Origin of the sequence: Limnobacter sp. UBA3528 (genome assembly GCF_002377005.1) — a bacterium.
Lineage (GTDB): Bacteria > Pseudomonadota > Gammaproteobacteria > Burkholderiales > Burkholderiaceae_B > Limnobacter.
On sequence record NZ_DFOZ01000019.1, the window covers coordinates 124,568 to 141,407 of the forward strand.

Below are 16,840 nucleotides of genomic sequence, written 5' to 3' on the forward strand. Positions count from 1 at the left end.
GCTGCCACTTATAATGGGCGGATGAGCCACCGCCCGATATCCCTGTTGCCCGATGTGTTGATCAGCCAAATTGCCGCTGGTGAAGTGGTTGATCGTCCTGCTTCGGTTGTCAAAGAACTGCTTGAAAACGCTTTGGACGCCGGCGCGTCTGAAATTACGGTACGAATTGATGGCGGCGGTATTCAACGAATTTGTATTCAAGACAACGGCAAAGGCATACCCAAAGACGAACTCGAGTTGGCAGTTACACGCCACGCCACCTCAAAAATTCAATCGCTAAGCGAGCTTGAAAGTGTGCTGAGTCTGGGCTTTCGCGGTGAGGCCTTGGCCTCCATCGCTTCAGTCAGTCAATTTACGCTGAGCAGTTACCCCAAAGGTCAGGAAAGCGCATACAGCATCAGCAATCAGAGCGGGCGGTGGCTTGTAGAGCCTTCACCAGCAAGCCCGGGTACTACAGTGGATGTGCAATCGCTTTACTTCAGCACACCAGCACGTCGAAAATTTCTGAAAACCGAGCAAACTGAGTTTTTTCAGTGTCTGGATGTGGTCAAACGCATGGCTTTGGCCAACCCTTCGGTTACTTGGCTGGTGTATCGCGATGGCAAATTACAAAGCCGTTTTCAGGAAAGTAGCTGGAGCGCTCGAGTGTTCAGCATTCTCGAAACCATGGCCAATGGTGCCTCTAAGCCGATTGATGTTCAAACTGCTGACATGCAATTGCATGGTGCTGTGGGTTTGCCCGATGCCGCTCGCGGCAAAGGCGACATGCAGTTTTTCTACGTCAATGGCCGCTTTGTAAAAGACAAACTGATCGGCCATGCTGTGCGGTCCGCTTACGAAGATGTACTCCATGGCGACAAGTTTCCGGCATTTGTGTTGTTTCTGAATTTGCCGGCCAACGAGGTAGATGTGAATGTGCACCCCGCAAAAACCGAGGTGCGGTTCAGAAATGCGCGGGCTGTACATCAATGGGTACGTCAATCTATTCAGGCCTGCCTGGCGCCTTCCCGAGCCGTAGTTCCGCTCAGCGATTCCCCCTCAAGTGTTGGTGTTTCAGCACCCGTCATCGCGACACCGTCTGCCACAACCAGTGGAAGTGGCAATGTATGGCGGGCATCCAGTGATTCCTCGCCTGCGATTCAGGTTCAGGCAAAAAGTGCCGCACTTCCTTTTCTGCGCGAGGAGCTTGCAGATTACATTCAAGCCTACCGACCTTTGGCGCCGGCACAGTCAGCACCACGACCTGCCAACATCACTGCGCAACCGAAAATGCCGGGTAATACGCAACCCAGCCAGGCGGCCGATGAAGCAGAATATCTGGGACAGGCCATTGCGCAGGTGCACGGTATTTACATACTCGCTTTGCGCCCTGATGGCATGGTGGTGGTTGACATGCATGCCGCCCATGAGCGGGTGCTGTACGAACAATTCAAGAATGCACTGGACAATCAGCAAACTATTTCATCCCAAGAGTTGCTGGTACCCCTGTTGGTACAAATCGATCCACGCCTGGCCAGTGAAGTAGACCACGGTCAGCATCTTTGGGAAAAGTTGGGTTTTCGATTGAGCCTGATTTCCACCCAGGAAATCGCAGTACGTGCCGTGCCCACCATGTTGGCGGGGCAAGACCTGTCCGCATTACTTCAACAGTGGCTTGAAGATTTGCACCAATACGGTGTGGCCCATGTGCTCGAGCGCCAGCGCAACGAATGGCTCGCTGGGTTGGCCTGCCACACCGCAGTGCGTGCAAACAGAAAACTCACTGTGCCGGAAATGAATGCACTGTTGCGTTCAATGGAACGTACAGAGCGGTCGGACCAATGCAACCACGGTAGGCCCACATGGCGCCATTTCAGTTTGTCTGAAATGGACAAATGGTTTTTGCGCGGCCAGTAAGGGGGCAGGGTGGTCAACTCCAGCATCGGTTCTATTCCAGCCTTGGCTGTGCTAGGTCCTACGGCCTCGGGCAAATCAGCTTTGGGGCTGTGGATGGCTGATCAAGGATTCCCCATCGAAATTATTAGTCTGGACTCAGCACTGGTGTTTCTGGACATGAATATCGGCACTGCCAAGCCAACCCCTCAAGAACTGGCTTCGGTGCCTCATCATTTGATTGACATCATCACACCCAGCGACGCGTTCAGCGCCGCTGAATTTGTGATTCAATGCCACAGGTTGATTGAGGATATCCGGGCGCGAGGCAAAGTACCTGTGATTTTGGGGGGCACCATGATGTACTACAAAACGCTGGTCAGTGGCATGGACGATCTTCCCGCTGCCAATCCTGAAATTCGCCAAACAATTGAACAACAGGCTGCAGAGCAGGGGTGGCCCGCAATTCACGCCCGGCTGGCCGAGGTAGACCCGGTTACCGCCCAGCGCTTAAAACCCAATGACTCCCAGCGGTTGCAGCGCGCACTTGAGGTTTTTCTAATTACCGGTCAACCGCTGTCTAATTTTCATTTGCGGGATCAGCAGGCAGATTTGCAAATTCCTACCTTGGCCATAGAGCCCTCTGACCGGGCTGTGTTACACAAGCGAATTGAGTCGCGTTTTCAGAACATGCTGGCCCAAGGTCTGGTTGAGGAGGTCATCGAGCTTCGCCACAAGTACGTGTTGGACGAAAGCATGCCTTCCATGCGCTGTGTGGGCTATCGGCAAGTGTGGGAACATTTGCACGGCCAGTGCACACGGCAGCAAATGATAGACCGCGGCGTTGCTGCCACTCGCCAATTGGCCAAGCGGCAAATTACCTGGCTGCGCTCGACTGCGAACAAAGAGGTGGTTGACCCATTGCAAGCGAATTGGCTTGAATCGGTGAAGCCCTGGATTCAAAAGCAGATTGAGGCTTTGCTGCCTTGACGGCTCACTGCCAAGTTGGCTTAAACCGGCACCCAAGCCGATTGAGCTATTAACAAAGCCGCAGAGGTCGGAACCCAAGCCGAGTGGGCCAAATAAACGAGCGTTATTACAAGGGAAAACGCTGTGCCATCGCAAACACCAAAGGCAAGGTTACAGCGGCTCCCACCGTTGACATGGAAATAAGGCACGCCACAAGTGGTGCATTTCCGCCCATACGCGCTGCCAGAATATAGGCACTCGACGCAGATGGAATTGCTGAAAACACCAGCAGCACCATGGTCTGTTCTTGCGCAAGCCCCGTGAAGTGTGCGTACAGAACAGCCACCAAAGGTGACACCAACAGTTTCACAAACAACCACCAAATTGACACTGGCCAATTACCTTTCAAACCAGAGAATACCAAGCCTGCTCCCACAGCAAGCAGGCCCAGCGACACCGCTGCTTGCGCCAAACGTTCCAGTGTCAGCATGACTGGTTCAGGCACCTGTACATCCATCAACTTCGCTGCAATCCCCAGGCAGGTTCCGATAATCAATGGGTTTTTCAGAATGTCTACAAACGCGCCCAATCGGCCGCCTTTGCTCATTGTGCCTACTGCCAACACATTGCACAGCGGCACTCCCAGCGCCAGCAAAATAGCGATGTTGGCAACAGCCGATTGGCCGCCCAAGCGACTGGCCAATGCCAGGCCAATGTAGGAGTTAAACCGGTAAGCGGTTTGCAGGCCAGAAGCAAAGTCCACGCGTCCCATATTGCTGACCAGCAAACCGAGCCACCCCAGCACAAATGCCGTGAAGATCACCGCAGGCCCACCCAAGGCGAAGGCTCCAACGGTGTTCACATCAAAATTGCTTGAGACTACTGAGAAAAAAAGTAGACAGGGAAACAGCACAAAGTAAACCAGTTTCTCTATGGTGACCCAAGCGGCAGGTGCCATCCAGAAGCGGCGCAGTAAGTAGCCCAGCGCGATAATTGCAAAGTCGGGAAAAAGAAGTAGTGGGGACAATTGTGTGTAATTGTTGAGCCAATAAAAAACCCACCCGAAGGTGGGTTTTGTTTATACCGTGCCTGTTTTAGACAGAGAACGATGAGCCACAACCGCAAGTGGTTGTCGCGTTTGGGTTCTTGATCACAAACTGCGCACCGTTGATGTCTTCTTTGTAATCAATTTCGGCACCAGTCAGGTACTGGTAGCTCATGGAATCGATCAGCAAAGTCACGCCACCTTTGTCCAGCGCCGTGTCGTCTTCATTCACATCTTCATCGAAAGTGAAGCCGTACTGGAAGCCAGAGCAGCCACCACCTTGCACGAATACGCGCAGTTTCAGGTTGGGGTTGCCTTCTTCATTGATCAGGTCGCGCACTTTGGCTGCGGCTGAATCAGTGAAAACCAATACACTGGGTTGTTCTGTAGTTACGTCCATCTTGTCCTGCCTTTTTGCTGGAATTACTTGCTGGAAGCCAAAGCCAGCTTGCCTGGCACGACTTCTTCGCTCTCATGGTGCAAGGTACCGTCTACGACCGCACCTGGATGCATCTCCAATGCCCTATATCTTACGTCACCCGAGACATTTGCGGAAGGGTGTAGCTCCAGAAGCTGGTTGGCTTCAATCGGACCTTCAATCAAGCCGCTGACCACAACATGCCCAACACGCACGCTGCCACGTACCTTGCCGGTTTCTGAAATCACCAGCAGCGATTGTGCGCTTTCGTCTGCAATCACGTTACCGTCTACTTCGCCATCAATGCGCAGGCCGCCTTTGAAGCGCAAGTCGCCTCTTAGAATCATGTCCACACCAACCAGACTTTGGATTGGCAGCAGCCGCTTGGTATTTTTTTTAGAGAACATGCGTTTAAAACCCCTTCAAAGTTTGATGGTGGACTGAGCGCGAATAGCGCCGGCCTCCAGAATTCTCATTTCGACGCTTTGCAACCTGCTGCCCTCGGGAAGGGAAAACATGCCCGACACCCTGGAAAAACGGGTCAGTTTGATTTTGAACTGGGGGTCTTCGGACGATTCAGCGTTCGGTAAAACTATGACACTGGATTCCCCTTTGTTCAACACTTTAATCAAAACCTGCACATTCAGTGTCACTTCGGGGCGTTGGCTACCTTGAATCACGAGTGCTTTGTAGCGGTATTGATCCGGAACAGTGTCTTTGTTCACTTGCAGTCGCTTTAATGAAATAGCACCCTGCAGGCTGCCTGGAATAAATCCTTCGAAAAATGCCAGGTCTTCCTTCAGTTTTGCATTCTCTGATTCCAGGTTGGTGATCAGCAGGTTAAGTTTGCTGCGCGCTTCTTTGTCGAGCTTCACCAATTCATTGGTGCGGGAGATTTCATCTTGAAGCTCAACGGTTTTGGTTTGAAGTTCGGTCAACTGGTCGTTTAGAACCTCAATCTCCTGGGTGGAAAACAGCTTTTGAATGGCGTTGTCTTCAGGGCCCCACATGGCATAGGCCGCACAGGCACCCAGAATTGACAAGCCAAGCAGCAGGCCATAGGCAAACGCAAATCGAGATGAGCGTTGCACCCCCGGCAATAGAGTTCGGCGTGAATGGTGAGTTTTTTTGGGGTTCAAACCGCAAAATCCTTGTAATTAAGGTGCCAGTGGCAACTGCTCCAGCCCCATGTGCTCCGGCAGGTCGAACATCACATTCATGGCTTGTACAGCTTGCCCTGCGGCTCCCTTCACCAGGTTGTCGATCACCGAAACTATCACCAGTGTGTCGCGGCCCTGTGGGCGATGCAGTGCAATTCGTACAAAGTTGGAGCCCCGCACAGATTTGGTCTCAGGCAGTGAACCTTTGGGCATCACATCGACGAAATATTCGTTGGCGTAGTGTTGTTCATACAAGGCCTGAATGTCGGTGTTCTTACCCAGCTCGTTCAACCTGACATAAGTGGTCGCCAAAATGCCACGAACCATGGGTACCAGGTGAGGTGTGAAGGTAATTTGGGTTTTGCGCCCCGAGATCAACTCAAGACCTTGTTCAATTTCTGGCAAGTGGCGATGGCCGCTCACACCATAGGCTTTGAAACTTTCGGCCGCCTCTGAAAACAGGGAGCCGACTGCCGCCTTGCGACCCGCGCCGGAGACCCCCGATTTGCAGTCCGCCACAATGCTGCTCTCGTCAATTAACGGATTTGCACCGCTGATCAAGGGTTTTAGCGCCAATTGCACAGCCGTGGGGTAGCAACCGGCCAAACCCACCAACTTCGCTTTTTTCAGTTCGGTGCGTGCTGACTCAACCAAGCCATAGCAGGCATTTCCTAGTAGCTCGGGCTCTGAATGTGGCATGCCATACCATTTTTCGAATTCGGCGGTGTCTTTCAGGCGGAAGTCTGCGCCTAAATCAATCACCCTTATGCCCGCATTCACCAGTTCAGCGGACTGGGCCATGGCTACACCATGAGGGGTGGCAAAAAACACCACATCGCATTCTTTCAGGGATTCGAAGGTAGGTTCGGTGAAAGCGATATTCACGCGTTTGCGCAGAGCCGGGAACATGTCTGCTACTGGCTGGCCAACTTCGCCACGTGATGTGATTGCTTTCAGTTCTGCCTGCGGGTGCAGGGCCAACAGGCGAAGAAGTTCAGACCCTGTGTAACCGGTTCCGCCGACAATGCCTACCTTGATCATGACTAATCCTTGTGCTGAAAAGAAAAAAAGCCGCACATTTGTGCGGCTTTCGATTGTAACCCAGCTGGGAGGGCTGCTGGGTGTAAACGATATGACAGCTTGGCGCTGGTTTATCGCTTGGAGAACTGCTTGCGGCGACGGGCGCCACGCAGACCCACTTTCTTACGTTCAACTTCACGTGCATCACGTGTCACCAAGCCTGCTTTGGACAGGGTTGGCTTCAGTTCTGCGTCGAAGTCGATCAAGGCACGGGTCAAGCCGTGACGGACTGCGCCAGCCTGGCCAGTTTCGCCGCCGCCGCGTACGTTTACCTTGATGTCAAAAGTTTCTACGTTCTCGGTCAGTACCAAAGGTTGACGTGCAACCATCTGGCCTGTTTCGCGAGCGAAGTATTCAGTCAAAGGCTTGCCGTTCACGATGAACTGGCCAGTACCTTTCTTGATAAAAACACGGGCCACTGAGCTTTTGCGGCGACCGGTTCCGTAATTGTATTCACCAATCATGGTTCACCTCAGATTTCAAGTGGCTTGGGTTGTTGTGCGGAATGCGGGTGCTCTGCTTCAGCGTAGATCTTCAATTTCTTGATCATCGCGTAGCCCAGAGGACCTTTTGGCAACATGCCTTTCACAGCTTTCTCCAGCGCGCGGCCAGGGAAGCGTTCTTGCATCTTGTCAAAGTTCGTTTCGTAAATACCGCCGGGGTAACCAGAGTGGCGGAAATACTTCTTGTTCAGGCCTTTCGTACCTGTAACGCGCAATTTACCGGCATTTACAACAACAATGAAGTCGCCTGTGTCGATGTGCGGTGTGAATTCAGGTTTGTGTTTACCACGGAGGCGGCGTGCAACTTCACTGGCTACACGTCCCAACACCTTGTCGGTGCCGTCGATCACAAACCACTCTTGTTTAACCTCACCGGGTTTCGCTGAGTAGGTTTTCATGATTTTTCCTTAAAGATAAAAAAGTGCTTTTTACCTGTCTCCCCACTTGTACATACAGCCCACAATTACTATGCAGGTCTGTAGCCGAGGGGCTCTCCCAACAGGTAACCCGCGATTTTAGCAAAGTTTTTTGCTTTCGGTTAAACTTTTTTGGATGTTGCATAAAAAAAACCCAAGCACTGTGAGGTGCTTGGGTTTAATCCACCAAAGGAGGAGGGTGGAGGAGACAACTTTGCACTTGAAAGAAGCTCTGCGATTTTTGGTTCGTGGTTCATTCAAGTGACTACAATTTGAATTCTAGAGATTTTTCTGCTGCGGCGCAAGAGTCTGTTTTTGTTGTCCGAAATAAGCAACTTATTCCATATTTCAAAAGTGGATTAAAAAAATCCAATAAAAACAATTGGTTGAAAATATTGCTAGTGACTGACTGGTTATTTGTTAACTCAGTTTTATAAAATAGAGCAGTTTTTCAACTTCTTTTCAGTAAATATTGTGCAATGCATAATGAGTGATTAATCATAAATAAGGAGCTTTATGGAAGCCGAAGTTAGCTGGTCCGGGTTGCCCGGTATGTCATTTGTGGCCACAACAGGCAGTGGGCATATGTTGTGTATGGATGGTGCCCCAGACGGTGGTGGTAATAACCTGGCTCCGCGTCCAATGGAGGTCGTGTTGGCAGGCACTGGCGCATGTACGGCCTATGACGTGGTGTTGATTCTGCGCAAAAGCGGTCAGGATATTCGCGACTGCAAGGTCAAAATGAGTGCGGAGCGTGCTGAAGAAGCCCCGAAGGTTTTCACCAAAATCAACTTCCACTTTCAGGTGATTGGCCGGGGATTAAAGCCCAATCTCGTCGACCGAGCCATTAAGTTGTCTCATGAGAAATACTGCTCAGCGTCTGCCATGCTGGGCAAAACGGCTGAGTTGGTGTTCACCCACGAAATTATTGAAGATTAAATTTTCTGTGCAAGTGTGGTCATGACCTTCGACATGGCGGTCATGGCCAGTTTCACGGGCATGGGCAGGTTGTTGGCTCCCTGGTCGATCGCCGTTTGTCCGTGCTCAATCTCGTCTTGGCGCATTTGTTCCAGAATCGCCCTGGACTGTTGATCGCCAGCAGGCAGCTTGCCCAAGTGGTCGTTCAGGTGCTTTTCAACCTGCTTCTCTGTTTCCGCCATGAATCCGAGGCTAACCTTGTCGCCCAAGGTGCCCGCAACAAAACCCAAAGCGAATGCGCCCCCATACCAGAATGGATTTAACAGGCTGGGGCGAGCACCCAGTTGGTCGAGTCGCTCTTGGGTCCAGGCCAGGTGGTCGGCCTCTTCTTTGGCGGCTTGGTCAAACAACGCCTTCTTTTCGGGGTCTTTGCTGGCCAGTGCCTGGGCTTGATAAAGCGCCTGCGCGCAAATTTCCCCCACGTGGTTGACTCGCATCAGGCCAATCACCTGTTCTTTCTCCGAGTCGCTTAGTTGTTCCGCGGGTAAATTTTGCCCGGCAGGGTTAGGCCGCTGCGCCACGGGCGTTGCAGCCAGTGTTTTCAATGCCTTGTCGACTTCACCAATTACGGCGTCCAGAGAAGGCAGCTTGGGCAGGTTTGGAAAGCCAGGCAGGCCAGAAAAGCGAGGAGGTTGATTTGGCATTACTACGCACCAATCCTGTGTTTTTTCAACGAAGTCTTCATTTTAACAAGGGATGCAAGTAAAATCCGCATCAACGCGCAACGAATTACAACGTCCCCGTGTTGGCTCCTGTTTCAGTTCTGAAACGGGTCTGCTTCATGGTGGCACCTTTTAGGCAAACCATGACTACCAAGAAAAAGCTCTTCATCAAAACCTTTGGCTGCCAGATGAATGAGTACGACTCCGACAAAATGGCCGATGTACTGGGTAGCTCAGACGGTCTGGAGCGAACAGACACCCCGGATGACGCAGATATTATTTTGTTCAACACTTGTTCGGTGCGTGAAAAAGCACAGGAAAAAGTGTTTAGCGATTTGGGTCGTGTCAAACACCTGAAAAAATCCAACCCCAACCTGATTATTGGCGTGGGCGGTTGCGTGGCCAGCCAGGAAGGCAAGGCGATTGTTGACCGTGCCCCGTATGTGGATGTGGTGTTTGGTCCTCAAACGCTGCACCGATTGCCGCAACTGATCAAGCAGCGCCGAGACACACACCGGCCCCAAGTGGACATTTCTTTTCCTGAAATTGAAAAGTTCGATAATTTACCCTTGGCCAAGAACACTGGTGCCACTGCATTTGTATCCATCATGGAAGGTTGCAGCAAGTATTGCAGTTTCTGTGTGGTGCCCTACACGCGCGGTGAGGAAATTTCCCGTCCGTTTGATGATGTTCTGGTAGAAATCGCTGATCTCGCAGACCAGGGTGTGCGGGAAATCAATTTGCTGGGGCAAAACGTGAATGCCTATCGCGGGAAGATGGGCGATACCAGCGAAATTGCAGATTTTGCGCTGTTGCTTGAATATGTCTCGGAAGTGCCAGGTATTGAGCGGATTCGCTTTACCACCTCGCACCCCAAGGAGTTTGGTCCGCGCCTTATTCAGGCATATGCCAGGTTGCCCAAACTGGTGGATCATCTACATTTGCCTGTTCAGGCGGGTTCGGACCGAATACTTTCAGCAATGAAGCGCGGATATACCGCACTGGAATACAAGTCGATCATTCGCAAACTGCGTGAAATTCGCCCAAATATTTCAATGTCTTCTGATTTCATCGTGGGATTCCCAGGTGAATCCGAGGCCGATTTCGAGAAAACCATGGACCTGATCAATGCCGTGGGTTTCGACACTTCGTTTTCCTTCGTATACAGCCCACGCCCCGGAACGCCTGCGGCGGATCTTGAGGACGGTGTTGACCAAGTGACCAAACTCAAGCGTTTGGCGCGCCTCCAAAAAACAATTCAAGACCACGCCACCAGCATCAGCAAGTCCATGGTGGGTACACGTCAAAAGGTGTTGGTTGAAGGTCCATCCAGAAAAGACCCCGCCGAGTTGGCAGGGCGGACCGAGAACAACCGGGTGGTTAACTTTGCAGGAAATGCTCGCATGGTGGGGCAAATCGTTGAATTAGACATTGTGGAGGCTTATCCCAATTCCTTGCGCGGACAGGTGCCGATCACGGCTGCCTGATATCCGTCATTTTTTTCGGTTATCCTTGAGCCGTTATTGTTTGCAGAGGTTTATCCTCCCGTATGTCAGAACCGAGTCCGTCGCAGGTCCCCAGTAAAAAAGAACGGGGCCTGCTAGAACGTTTGTCTTCGTTGTTGCTTCGCGAGCCTGAGGACAGGGAGCAACTGTTGGAAGTGCTACAACAGGCCCATGAAAGAAATCTACTGGACGCTGATGCGCTCTCAATGATTGAGGGTGTCATGCAGGTTAGCGACCTGTCTGCGGGAGACATCATGGTGCCCCGGGCGCAGATGGATGCGATCAACGCTGAAGATTCTATCGACCAAATTGTGGCTTTTGCAGTTGAAAAGGCGCATTCACGTTTCCCGGTGTACGAGGGCGAACGTGACAACGTAATCGGTGTCTTGCTGGCCAAGGACCTGCTTCGCATACATGCCGACTCAGAAGTCAATTTACGAGACATGTTGCGCCCGGCGGTCTTTATTCCTGAAAGCAAACGCTTGAATGTATTGCTGCATGATTTTCGCCTGAACCGAAATCACATCGCCCTTGTGGTTGATGAATATGGTGGAGTAGCTGGCTTGCTGACCATCGAAGACGTGCTTGAGCAAATTGTGGGCGACATTGAAGACGAGTATGACTTTGATGAAGAAGCCGACAATATCGTGAGCCTCGGCGGAGATCAGTTGGGCCTATATCGCGTCAAAGCGTTAACCACGATTGAACAGTTCAATGAAACATTTGGAACCGAGTTTTCAAATGAGCATGCAGATACCTTGGGCGGATTGCTGACCGACCAACTGGCGCGCCTGCCCGCGCGTGGCGATGTGGTTGAATTGCCACCTTTTCGCTTTGAAGTATTGCGTGCAGACGCTCGGCAAGTGCACCTGCTTCGGGTTCAGAAAATTGAACCTGCACCCGATAACACCAATACCAATTCATTCACCGAGAACTCCGACTACGACAGGCCCACTTGATGTACTCCTTTTTGGCAGGCGCGTTTTTGGGGGCGCCTTGGGTGTTGTCATTCGCCCCACTTTCCCTGTGGTGGCTTGGCTTGGTGCTGCTCGCAGTGTTGCCTTTTGTGGCCCGGAAAACCAGCCGCCCTTGGCTGACCGGCCTGGCATTTGGTTGGTCGGCCTACGGCTTTGGTGTTTCATGGTTGCACATTAGCCTGCACACCTATGGTGGTTTGCCTTCCATGCTGGCTTGGGCGGCCATTGCCGCCTTTACGCTTTATTTGGCACTTTTTCCTGCCTTGGCCTTGTGGATTTACTGTCGTTTTTCGGTTCTGCGCGAGCAGTCGCTACTTGGCACAACATTTAACGCATTGCTTTGGGCTGCCCTTTGGACGTTTTTTGAATGGGCTCGTGGCACATTCATGACCGGTTTTGCCTGGCTGGGACTAGGCGACGCTTTGGTCGATTCCCCATTTACCAACTTGTTGCCTTGGTTAGGCAGCTACGGCAGTTTGTTTGTATTGATGCTGTTTGCTCATCTTGTTCTGTCTTTTGTAATGAATCGCCGACCCAGCAAGGTGTTTGCAGCTGCTGCTGTGTTGGGTGGCTTGCTGGTGCTGGTGCAGGTACCTGTGAAAACCCGAAGTGCAAGTCCTCTGACCGTGGTCGGGGTGCAAACCAATGTCGATCAAAGCATCAAGTTTGATCCTGATCTGATTGTCTCGAACATGCAAAAAGCCTTCGCCTTGGGCGATGTGGCCAAGCAACAGCTGTCCCAGCAGGGGGGCGGTTTGCTTGTGTTTCCCGAAACGGTGAATCCATTGGTGTGGACCGACACCCCGGTTGAATGGAGAACCACATTTCGCGACTTTGCAACGCCGGGCGAAACTGCCGTGATCATGGGGTCGGCCATTCAAGAGGGTTCTCAATATTTCAATTCCATTGTCATGTTTCAAGGTAACGAGGCCTTGGAAGCGCTTGAGGTGCCAGAAACACGCCATGACAAAAGGCATTTGGTGCCATTCGGTGAATTTATTCCACTTGGCTTCAAATGGTTTGTGGCCATGTTGAATATGCCCATGGGCGAGTTCACCTCCGGGTCAGGTCCTCTAAAGCCTTTCATGGTCCGCGGCAATGCCTTGGCTTCCACAGTGTGTTACGAAGATATTTTTAGTGGTGAGTTTGCAGGATTGGTCGCCAATTCCACCCAAGAACCGTCCATGTTTGTGAATTTGAGCAATCTTGCCTGGTTTGGTCAGTCCTGGGCTCTTGATCAGCATGCTCAAATGGGCCGCACCCGGTCGGCTGAACACCGCAAGCCTGGCTTGCGTGTCACCAATACGGGAGTGTCCGGTATTGTGAACGAGCACGGCCAGTGGACCCAGCGCGTTGAGCCCGGGCAGGCCTTGGTGTGGTCGGGGCAAGTCGAAGGCCGGTTGGGTCAAACCTTTTTCGCAAAGTGGGGCGATCGCCTGTGGTTTTCAATTTGGGGAGTGGTCCTTCTACTGCTGTGCGTGCGTGAATGGCGCCTGAGGGCTTACAATAGAGCCCATTCAATCAATCTGTAAAATTTAAAAGCCATGTCAATTAGTCCAGTCAACGAAATCGTTGAAGAAATGCGTGCAGGCCGCATGGTTATTCTCGTCGACGAGGAAGACCGTGAAAACGAGGGAGACCTTGTGTTGGCCGCCGACTTTGTTACGCCAGAGGCCATCAATTTCATGGCCAAGTATGGCCGTGGCCTCATTTGTCTGACATTGACCGAAGCTCGTTGTCGCGAGCTGGGCTTGCGCCCCATGGTGGCAGCCAATGGCTCCTCTCACGGTACCAATTTCACGGTCTCCATCGAAGCCGCAGAAGGTGTGTCGACTGGCATATCTGCAGCAGATCGCTCCCACACCATTCGTGTGGCGGTTAACAAGAACTCCAAGCCAGAAGACTTGGTACAGCCCGGTCATATTTTTCCTCTGACGGCAGTGAATGGCGGAGTCCTCATGCGCGCCGGGCACACTGAAGCGGGTTGCGACCTGGCTGCCATGGCTGGCCTTAGCCCGGCCTCGGTTATTTGCGAGATCATGAAAGACGACGGCACCATGGCCCGTTTGCCCGATCTGGTGGAATTCGCCAAAGAACACAACCTGAAGATTGGCACCATTGCGGACCTCATTCAGTACCGCAGTACCAAAGAGTCGCTGATCGAGCGTATGCACGAACGTGTTATTGACACAGTACAGGGTCAATTCAAGTGTATTTCCTTCCGTGACAAACCTACAGGCAGCGCACACTTTGCGTTGGTGTATGGTCAACTGAATCCAGACACCGAGGCTTTGGTGCGTGTGCACGAACCTACTTCGTTGATCGATTTTCTTGAAGTGAATTTGTCCGAACACTCCTTCTCCATCCCAGCGGCCATGAAGAAAGTGGTGGAAGAGGGGGCAGGTGTAATTGTGCTTCTGAACTGCGATGTGTCTTCTGATCGCTTGTTGGGGCAGTTTGCCTCGCTGGATGACATCGAGCAGCGCGGCATAACCGCGCGAAAAGGAGCAGGATCAAACCCTGACTTGCGCACTTACGGTATCGGAGCGCAAATTCTGCGTGATCTGGGTGTCAACAAAATGAAATTGCTGTCCCGACCACGGAAAATGCCAAGCATGACCGGGTTTGATTTGGAAGTGTCAGGTTATGTCAACGGAGAAACGAAATGAGCAACAGTCCAGGAAGTGTGCCTGCTAATTTGAATGGCGATGGCATTCGCGTGGGTGTGGTTCAGGCCCGCTTCAACGAAGAAATTACCAATGGTCTTTGGGCCGCCTGTTGCAGCGAATTGCTGCGCTTGGGTGTGCTGAACGAAGATATCTTGCACATCACCGTGCCCGGCGCAATGGAAATTCCAATCGCATTGCAGCGTCTGGCGTTTTCTGGTGAGTTTGATGCTTTGATTGCCTTGGGTGCCGTAATCAAGGGTGACACCTATCATTTTGAAATCGTATGTGGGGAAAGTGCCCGCGGCATTTCAAGCGTGGCCTTGGCGCACGATGTTCCCGTGGTGAACATGGTGTTGACAACCTACACCGAGGATCAGGCGATCGAGCGAATTGAAGACAAGGGGGTTGATGCCGCCCGCTGCGCCGTGGAAATGGGCAATTTAATGATGACGCTGGACGACAACCTGCCCGGCGTTGATGACGAGGAAGAAGACGATGAGTGAAGCCAGCAAGCCTGATTCGGGCAAGAGGCAAGGCCACACGCGCAACGCTCGTCGACGATCGCGTGAGTTGGCTTTGCAGGGCTTGTATCAATGGTTTTTAAATCCCACAGAAGTCGGTGAAGTCGATGCGCACATTCGTGATGCGCCTGGTTTTGACAAGGCCGATCGCGAGCATTACGAGTCGCTGTTGCACGGTTCGGTGCACCACTTGGAAGACTTGATGCATCAAATTCAGCCGTTCATTGATCGCCCATGGGGCGAGCTCAGCCCGGTGGAGAAAGCCGTGCTTGTACTGGCCAGTCATGAAATGAATACGCACGCTGAAATTCCCTATCGAGTGGTGATCAACGAGGCTGTTGAGTTGACCAAAACTTTCGGGGGCACTGACGCATTCAAGTTCGTTAATGGCGTGCTCGACAAGGTAGCCGCCCAGGCGCGCGATTCCGAAATCAAGGCGCAGGCGAACAGTCAGTCTAGCTAATATTCAAGAGGCGTTTTGGAATTCGACCTAATTCATCGCTATTTCAAAACTCCTTTTGGCAGGCTTGCACGGGCCAATGCCAACACGGTGCTGGTTGGTATCGGAGACGACTGTGCCACCCTCCAACTTTTACCTGGCCACCATCTATACACTTCCACCGACACCTTAGTGGAGGGTGTTCATTTTTTTTCAGATGACTCGCCTCATGCGACTGGTTGGAAAGCCTTAGCCTGTAACCTCTCCGATCTCGCTGCCAGCGGGGCGAGTCCTCTTGGTTTTACGCTGAATTTGAGTTTGCCCGAAATCAATGAAAGTTGGCTTGCCGATTTTTCTGCTGGTTTGCTTGATGTTGCTACCCGGTTTAACTGCCCATTGGTAGGTGGTGATACCACTTCAGCTGGCCCCAATCCATCGAAAACTCTGTCAATCACCGTGTTTGGACAGGCCCCGATTACACACCGTGGATTCAACCGGGCGCACGCAAAAATCGGCGAAGAAGTCTGGCTGAGTGGCACACCAGGGCTCGCCCGTTTGGGGCTTTTGCTTGAATACCAAAGACGAGACCGCTTGGCGGAATGTTGTCAGGGTAGCGAATTGCATCAGGTTCAGGTTCTGCTGGATGCCATGCCGGAACATCTCCGCCAGAGCGCAGTAATTCAGCTTGGCACGCCGCTTCCACGCCTTGAGCTTGGGGTACGACTACATGGATTTGCCAGCGCGTGCCTTGATCTGTCCGATGGTTTGAGTGGCGATTTGGCCCATATTTCCAAAGCAAGCGACGTGTCTGCGGTACTCGTCCAGTCGTCCCTAGAATCATTGTGGCGAGAACGTTGGCCAGAGATCTGCCAACGTGCCGATGCGGCTGAATTGTTGAAAATTTTGGTGACTCAAACTCTGAAGGGTGGCGATGATTTTGAATTGTGTTGGACAGCCCACCCGAACTACCACGATGCAATACAATCCTTTGGGGGAGGTCTGCATTGTGTGGGTTTCATTGAGCCCGGAAGCGGCATTTGGCTTCAATCGCCAAACGCGGATCGTACTCGAGTATCTGCCCGTTCTTACAACCATTTTGCCGAGACCCAGAATTGAGCTCAATCCACCGTTCTCGACCTGACTGGCGGTTTATGCTGGCCCATCCGGCGCACTTGTTGGCATTGGGGTTTGGTAGTGGTTTGGCGTGGGTTTTGCCCGGAACCTTTGGCACATTGATGGGTTGGCTTTTGTATGTGTGGCTGGACCCCTACTTGGCTGCTGGTCAATGGGCTTGGGTAATTGGTGGTGCCTTCATCGCAGGTGCCTGGGCTTGCCAAATCACAGGAAAAGCATTGGGAATTATCGATCACGGGGGTATCGTCTGGGATGAAATCGTTGCGATCTGGCTGGTGTTGTTTGTGGCTTCTAATCATTTTTCCAGCCCCACGGAGCAATTGGCCTGCGTGGCACTGTTCAGATTTTTTGATATGGTGAAACCTCCGCCCATTCGCTGGTTCGATCGACATTGGAAAAATGGTTTTGGTGTAATGTTCGATGACATCGTCGCGGCTTTCATGACTTTGTTAATGCTGGCCGTATATTTGTACTTTTTGAAGTGAATTCAAC

At 52.0% G+C, this 16,840-nt stretch carries 19 protein-coding genes; 11 read left to right on the forward strand and 8 right to left on the reverse strand.

Annotated features, from left to right (window positions below; translation table 11 throughout):
• The first annotated feature begins 21 nt into the window (after positions 1–21).
• Both mutL and miaA read left to right on the forward strand, forming a co-directional pair.
• Positions 22–1,896, forward strand: coding sequence for a DNA mismatch repair endonuclease MutL (mutL, locus tag B4N58_RS05555; RefSeq protein ID WP_291746728.1), 1,875 nt, complete (start codon positions 22–24; stop codon positions 1,894–1,896).
• 9 nt (positions 1,897–1,905) lie between these two features.
• Complete coding sequence (gene miaA, locus B4N58_RS05560; RefSeq protein WP_291746731.1) at positions 1,906–2,862, forward strand: tRNA (adenosine(37)-N6)-dimethylallyltransferase MiaA; 957 nt, start codon at positions 1,906–1,908, stop codon at positions 2,860–2,862.
• 106 nt (positions 2,863–2,968) lie between these two features.
• Here the strand turns inward: miaA and B4N58_RS05565 are convergent, their stop codons facing one another.
• The 7 genes from B4N58_RS05565 to rplM all read right to left on the reverse strand — a co-directional run bounded on the left by B4N58_RS05565 (position 2,969) and on the right by rplM (position 7,445).
• Complete coding sequence (locus tag B4N58_RS05565; RefSeq protein ID WP_291746734.1) at positions 2,969–3,703, reverse strand: AEC family transporter; 735 nt, start codon at positions 3,701–3,703, stop codon at positions 2,969–2,971.
• A 232-nt stretch (positions 3,704–3,935) separates the two neighbouring features.
• Entirely contained in the window at positions 3,936–4,286 is a 351-nt protein-coding gene (gene erpA / locus B4N58_RS05570; RefSeq protein WP_008251471.1) for an iron-sulfur cluster insertion protein ErpA, read from the reverse strand.
• A 23-nt stretch (positions 4,287–4,309) separates the two neighbouring features.
• Positions 4,310–4,711 carry a bactofilin family protein gene (locus B4N58_RS05575; RefSeq protein WP_008251469.1) on the reverse strand — a complete coding sequence of 134 codons (402 nt, stop codon included), beginning with the start codon at positions 4,709–4,711 and terminating at the stop codon, positions 4,310–4,312.
• A 15-nt stretch (positions 4,712–4,726) separates the two neighbouring features.
• Positions 4,727–5,443 (reverse strand): DUF6776 family protein, encoded by a 717-nt coding sequence (locus B4N58_RS05580; protein ID WP_156799674.1) that lies wholly within the window; start codon positions 5,441–5,443, stop codon positions 4,727–4,729.
• A gap of 18 nt (positions 5,444–5,461) precedes the next feature.
• Positions 5,462–6,505, reverse strand: a complete 1,044-nt coding sequence (argC, locus tag B4N58_RS05585; protein WP_008251465.1) for an N-acetyl-gamma-glutamyl-phosphate reductase — start codon at positions 6,503–6,505, stop codon at positions 5,462–5,464.
• A gap of 110 nt (positions 6,506–6,615) precedes the next feature.
• Positions 6,616–7,008 (reverse strand): 30S ribosomal protein S9, encoded by a 393-nt coding sequence (rpsI, locus tag B4N58_RS05590; protein WP_105027036.1) that lies wholly within the window; start codon positions 7,006–7,008, stop codon positions 6,616–6,618.
• An 8-nt stretch (positions 7,009–7,016) separates the two neighbouring features.
• The gene (gene rplM / locus B4N58_RS05595) at positions 7,017–7,445 is read right to left on the reverse strand and encodes a 50S ribosomal protein L13 (RefSeq protein WP_008251461.1); all 429 of its coding nucleotides are present in this window, start codon (positions 7,443–7,445) and stop codon (positions 7,017–7,019) included.
• Positions 7,446–7,979: 534 nt separating this feature from the next.
• Here rplM and B4N58_RS05600 point away from each other — a divergent pair.
• Complete coding sequence (locus tag B4N58_RS05600; protein WP_008251459.1) at positions 7,980–8,402, forward strand: OsmC family protein; 423 nt, start codon at positions 7,980–7,982, stop codon at positions 8,400–8,402.
• Here B4N58_RS05600 and coq7 read toward each other — a convergent pair.
• The gene (gene coq7, locus B4N58_RS05605; RefSeq protein WP_291746742.1) at positions 8,399–9,085 is read right to left on the reverse strand and encodes a 2-polyprenyl-3-methyl-6-methoxy-1,4-benzoquinone monooxygenase; all 687 of its coding nucleotides are present in this window, start codon (positions 9,083–9,085) and stop codon (positions 8,399–8,401) included. The two genes, B4N58_RS05600 and coq7, sit on opposite strands and share 4 nt — an antisense overlap.
• 161 nt (positions 9,086–9,246) lie before the next feature.
• Between coq7 and miaB the strand changes: the two genes are divergently transcribed.
• The 8 genes from miaB (at position 9,247) to B4N58_RS05645 (ending at position 16,833) form a co-directional block, all read left to right on the forward strand.
• Positions 9,247–10,590, forward strand: a complete 1,344-nt coding sequence (miaB, locus tag B4N58_RS05610; protein ID WP_291746744.1) for a tRNA (N6-isopentenyl adenosine(37)-C2)-methylthiotransferase MiaB — start codon at positions 9,247–9,249, stop codon at positions 10,588–10,590.
• 62 nt (positions 10,591–10,652) lie between these two features.
• Complete coding sequence (locus B4N58_RS05615; protein ID WP_008252680.1) at positions 10,653–11,567, forward strand: HlyC/CorC family transporter; 915 nt, start codon at positions 10,653–10,655, stop codon at positions 11,565–11,567.
• Positions 11,567–13,117: an apolipoprotein N-acyltransferase gene (gene lnt, locus B4N58_RS05620; RefSeq protein WP_291746748.1), complete on the forward strand. Its 1,551-nt coding sequence runs from the start codon at positions 11,567–11,569 to the stop codon at positions 13,115–13,117. Before B4N58_RS05615 ends, lnt begins: the two co-directional genes overlap by 1 nt.
• Before the next feature lie 12 nt (positions 13,118–13,129).
• Positions 13,130–14,254, forward strand: a complete 1,125-nt coding sequence (gene ribBA, locus B4N58_RS05625; RefSeq protein WP_008252678.1) for a bifunctional 3,4-dihydroxy-2-butanone-4-phosphate synthase/GTP cyclohydrolase II — start codon at positions 13,130–13,132, stop codon at positions 14,252–14,254.
• On the forward strand, positions 14,251–14,757 hold the full coding sequence (ribH, locus tag B4N58_RS05630; RefSeq protein ID WP_008252677.1) for a 6,7-dimethyl-8-ribityllumazine synthase: 507 nt from the start codon (positions 14,251–14,253) through the stop codon (positions 14,755–14,757). The genes ribBA and ribH overlap by 4 nt, the downstream gene beginning before the upstream one ends.
• The gene (gene nusB, locus B4N58_RS05635) at positions 14,750–15,238 is read left to right on the forward strand and encodes a transcription antitermination factor NusB (protein WP_008252676.1); all 489 of its coding nucleotides are present in this window, start codon (positions 14,750–14,752) and stop codon (positions 15,236–15,238) included. Before ribH ends, nusB begins: the two co-directional genes overlap by 8 nt.
• 15 nt (positions 15,239–15,253) lie before the next feature.
• The gene (gene thiL, locus B4N58_RS05640; protein WP_291746802.1) at positions 15,254–16,330 is read left to right on the forward strand and encodes a thiamine-phosphate kinase; all 1,077 of its coding nucleotides are present in this window, start codon (positions 15,254–15,256) and stop codon (positions 16,328–16,330) included.
• Between the two features lie 35 nt (positions 16,331–16,365).
• Positions 16,366–16,833: a phosphatidylglycerophosphatase A family protein gene (locus B4N58_RS05645; RefSeq protein ID WP_008252674.1), complete on the forward strand. Its 468-nt coding sequence runs from the start codon at positions 16,366–16,368 to the stop codon at positions 16,831–16,833.
• Positions 16,834–16,840 lie beyond the last annotated feature (7 nt).

What these genes read in the sequence shown, in the direction of transcription:
- mutL (WP_291746728.1), top strand. Translation starts at nt 22, where the DNA reads ATGAGCCACCGCCCGATATCCCTGTTGCCCGATGTGTTGATCAGCCAA.
- erpA (WP_008251471.1), bottom strand. Translation starts at nt 4,286, where the DNA reads ATGGACGTAACTACAGAACAACCCAGTGTATTGGTTTTCACTGATTCA.
- B4N58_RS05575 (WP_008251469.1), bottom strand. Translation starts at nt 4,711, where the DNA reads ATGTTCTCTAAAAAAAATACCAAGCGGCTGCTGCCAATCCAAAGTCTG.
- argC (WP_008251465.1), bottom strand. Translation starts at nt 6,505, where the DNA reads ATGATCAAGGTAGGCATTGTCGGCGGAACCGGTTACACAGGGTCTGAA.
- rpsI (WP_105027036.1), bottom strand. Translation starts at nt 7,008, where the DNA reads ATGATTGGTGAATACAATTACGGAACCGGTCGCCGCAAAAGCTCAGTG.
- rplM (WP_008251461.1), bottom strand. Translation starts at nt 7,445, where the DNA reads ATGAAAACCTACTCAGCGAAACCCGGTGAGGTTAAACAAGAGTGGTTT.
- B4N58_RS05600 (WP_008251459.1), top strand. Translation starts at nt 7,980, where the DNA reads ATGGAAGCCGAAGTTAGCTGGTCCGGGTTGCCCGGTATGTCATTTGTG.
- coq7 (WP_291746742.1), bottom strand. Translation starts at nt 9,085, where the DNA reads ATGCCAAATCAACCTCCTCGCTTTTCTGGCCTGCCTGGCTTTCCAAAC.
- miaB (WP_291746744.1), top strand. Translation starts at nt 9,247, where the DNA reads ATGACTACCAAGAAAAAGCTCTTCATCAAAACCTTTGGCTGCCAGATG.
- B4N58_RS05615 (WP_008252680.1), top strand. Translation starts at nt 10,653, where the DNA reads ATGTCAGAACCGAGTCCGTCGCAGGTCCCCAGTAAAAAAGAACGGGGC.
- lnt (WP_291746748.1), top strand. Translation starts at nt 11,567, where the DNA reads ATGTACTCCTTTTTGGCAGGCGCGTTTTTGGGGGCGCCTTGGGTGTTG.
- ribBA (WP_008252678.1), top strand. Translation starts at nt 13,130, where the DNA reads ATGTCAATTAGTCCAGTCAACGAAATCGTTGAAGAAATGCGTGCAGGC.
- ribH (WP_008252677.1), top strand. Translation starts at nt 14,251, where the DNA reads ATGAGCAACAGTCCAGGAAGTGTGCCTGCTAATTTGAATGGCGATGGC.
- nusB (WP_008252676.1), top strand. Translation starts at nt 14,750, where the DNA reads ATGAGTGAAGCCAGCAAGCCTGATTCGGGCAAGAGGCAAGGCCACACG.
- B4N58_RS05645 (WP_008252674.1), top strand. Translation starts at nt 16,366, where the DNA reads ATGCTGGCCCATCCGGCGCACTTGTTGGCATTGGGGTTTGGTAGTGGT.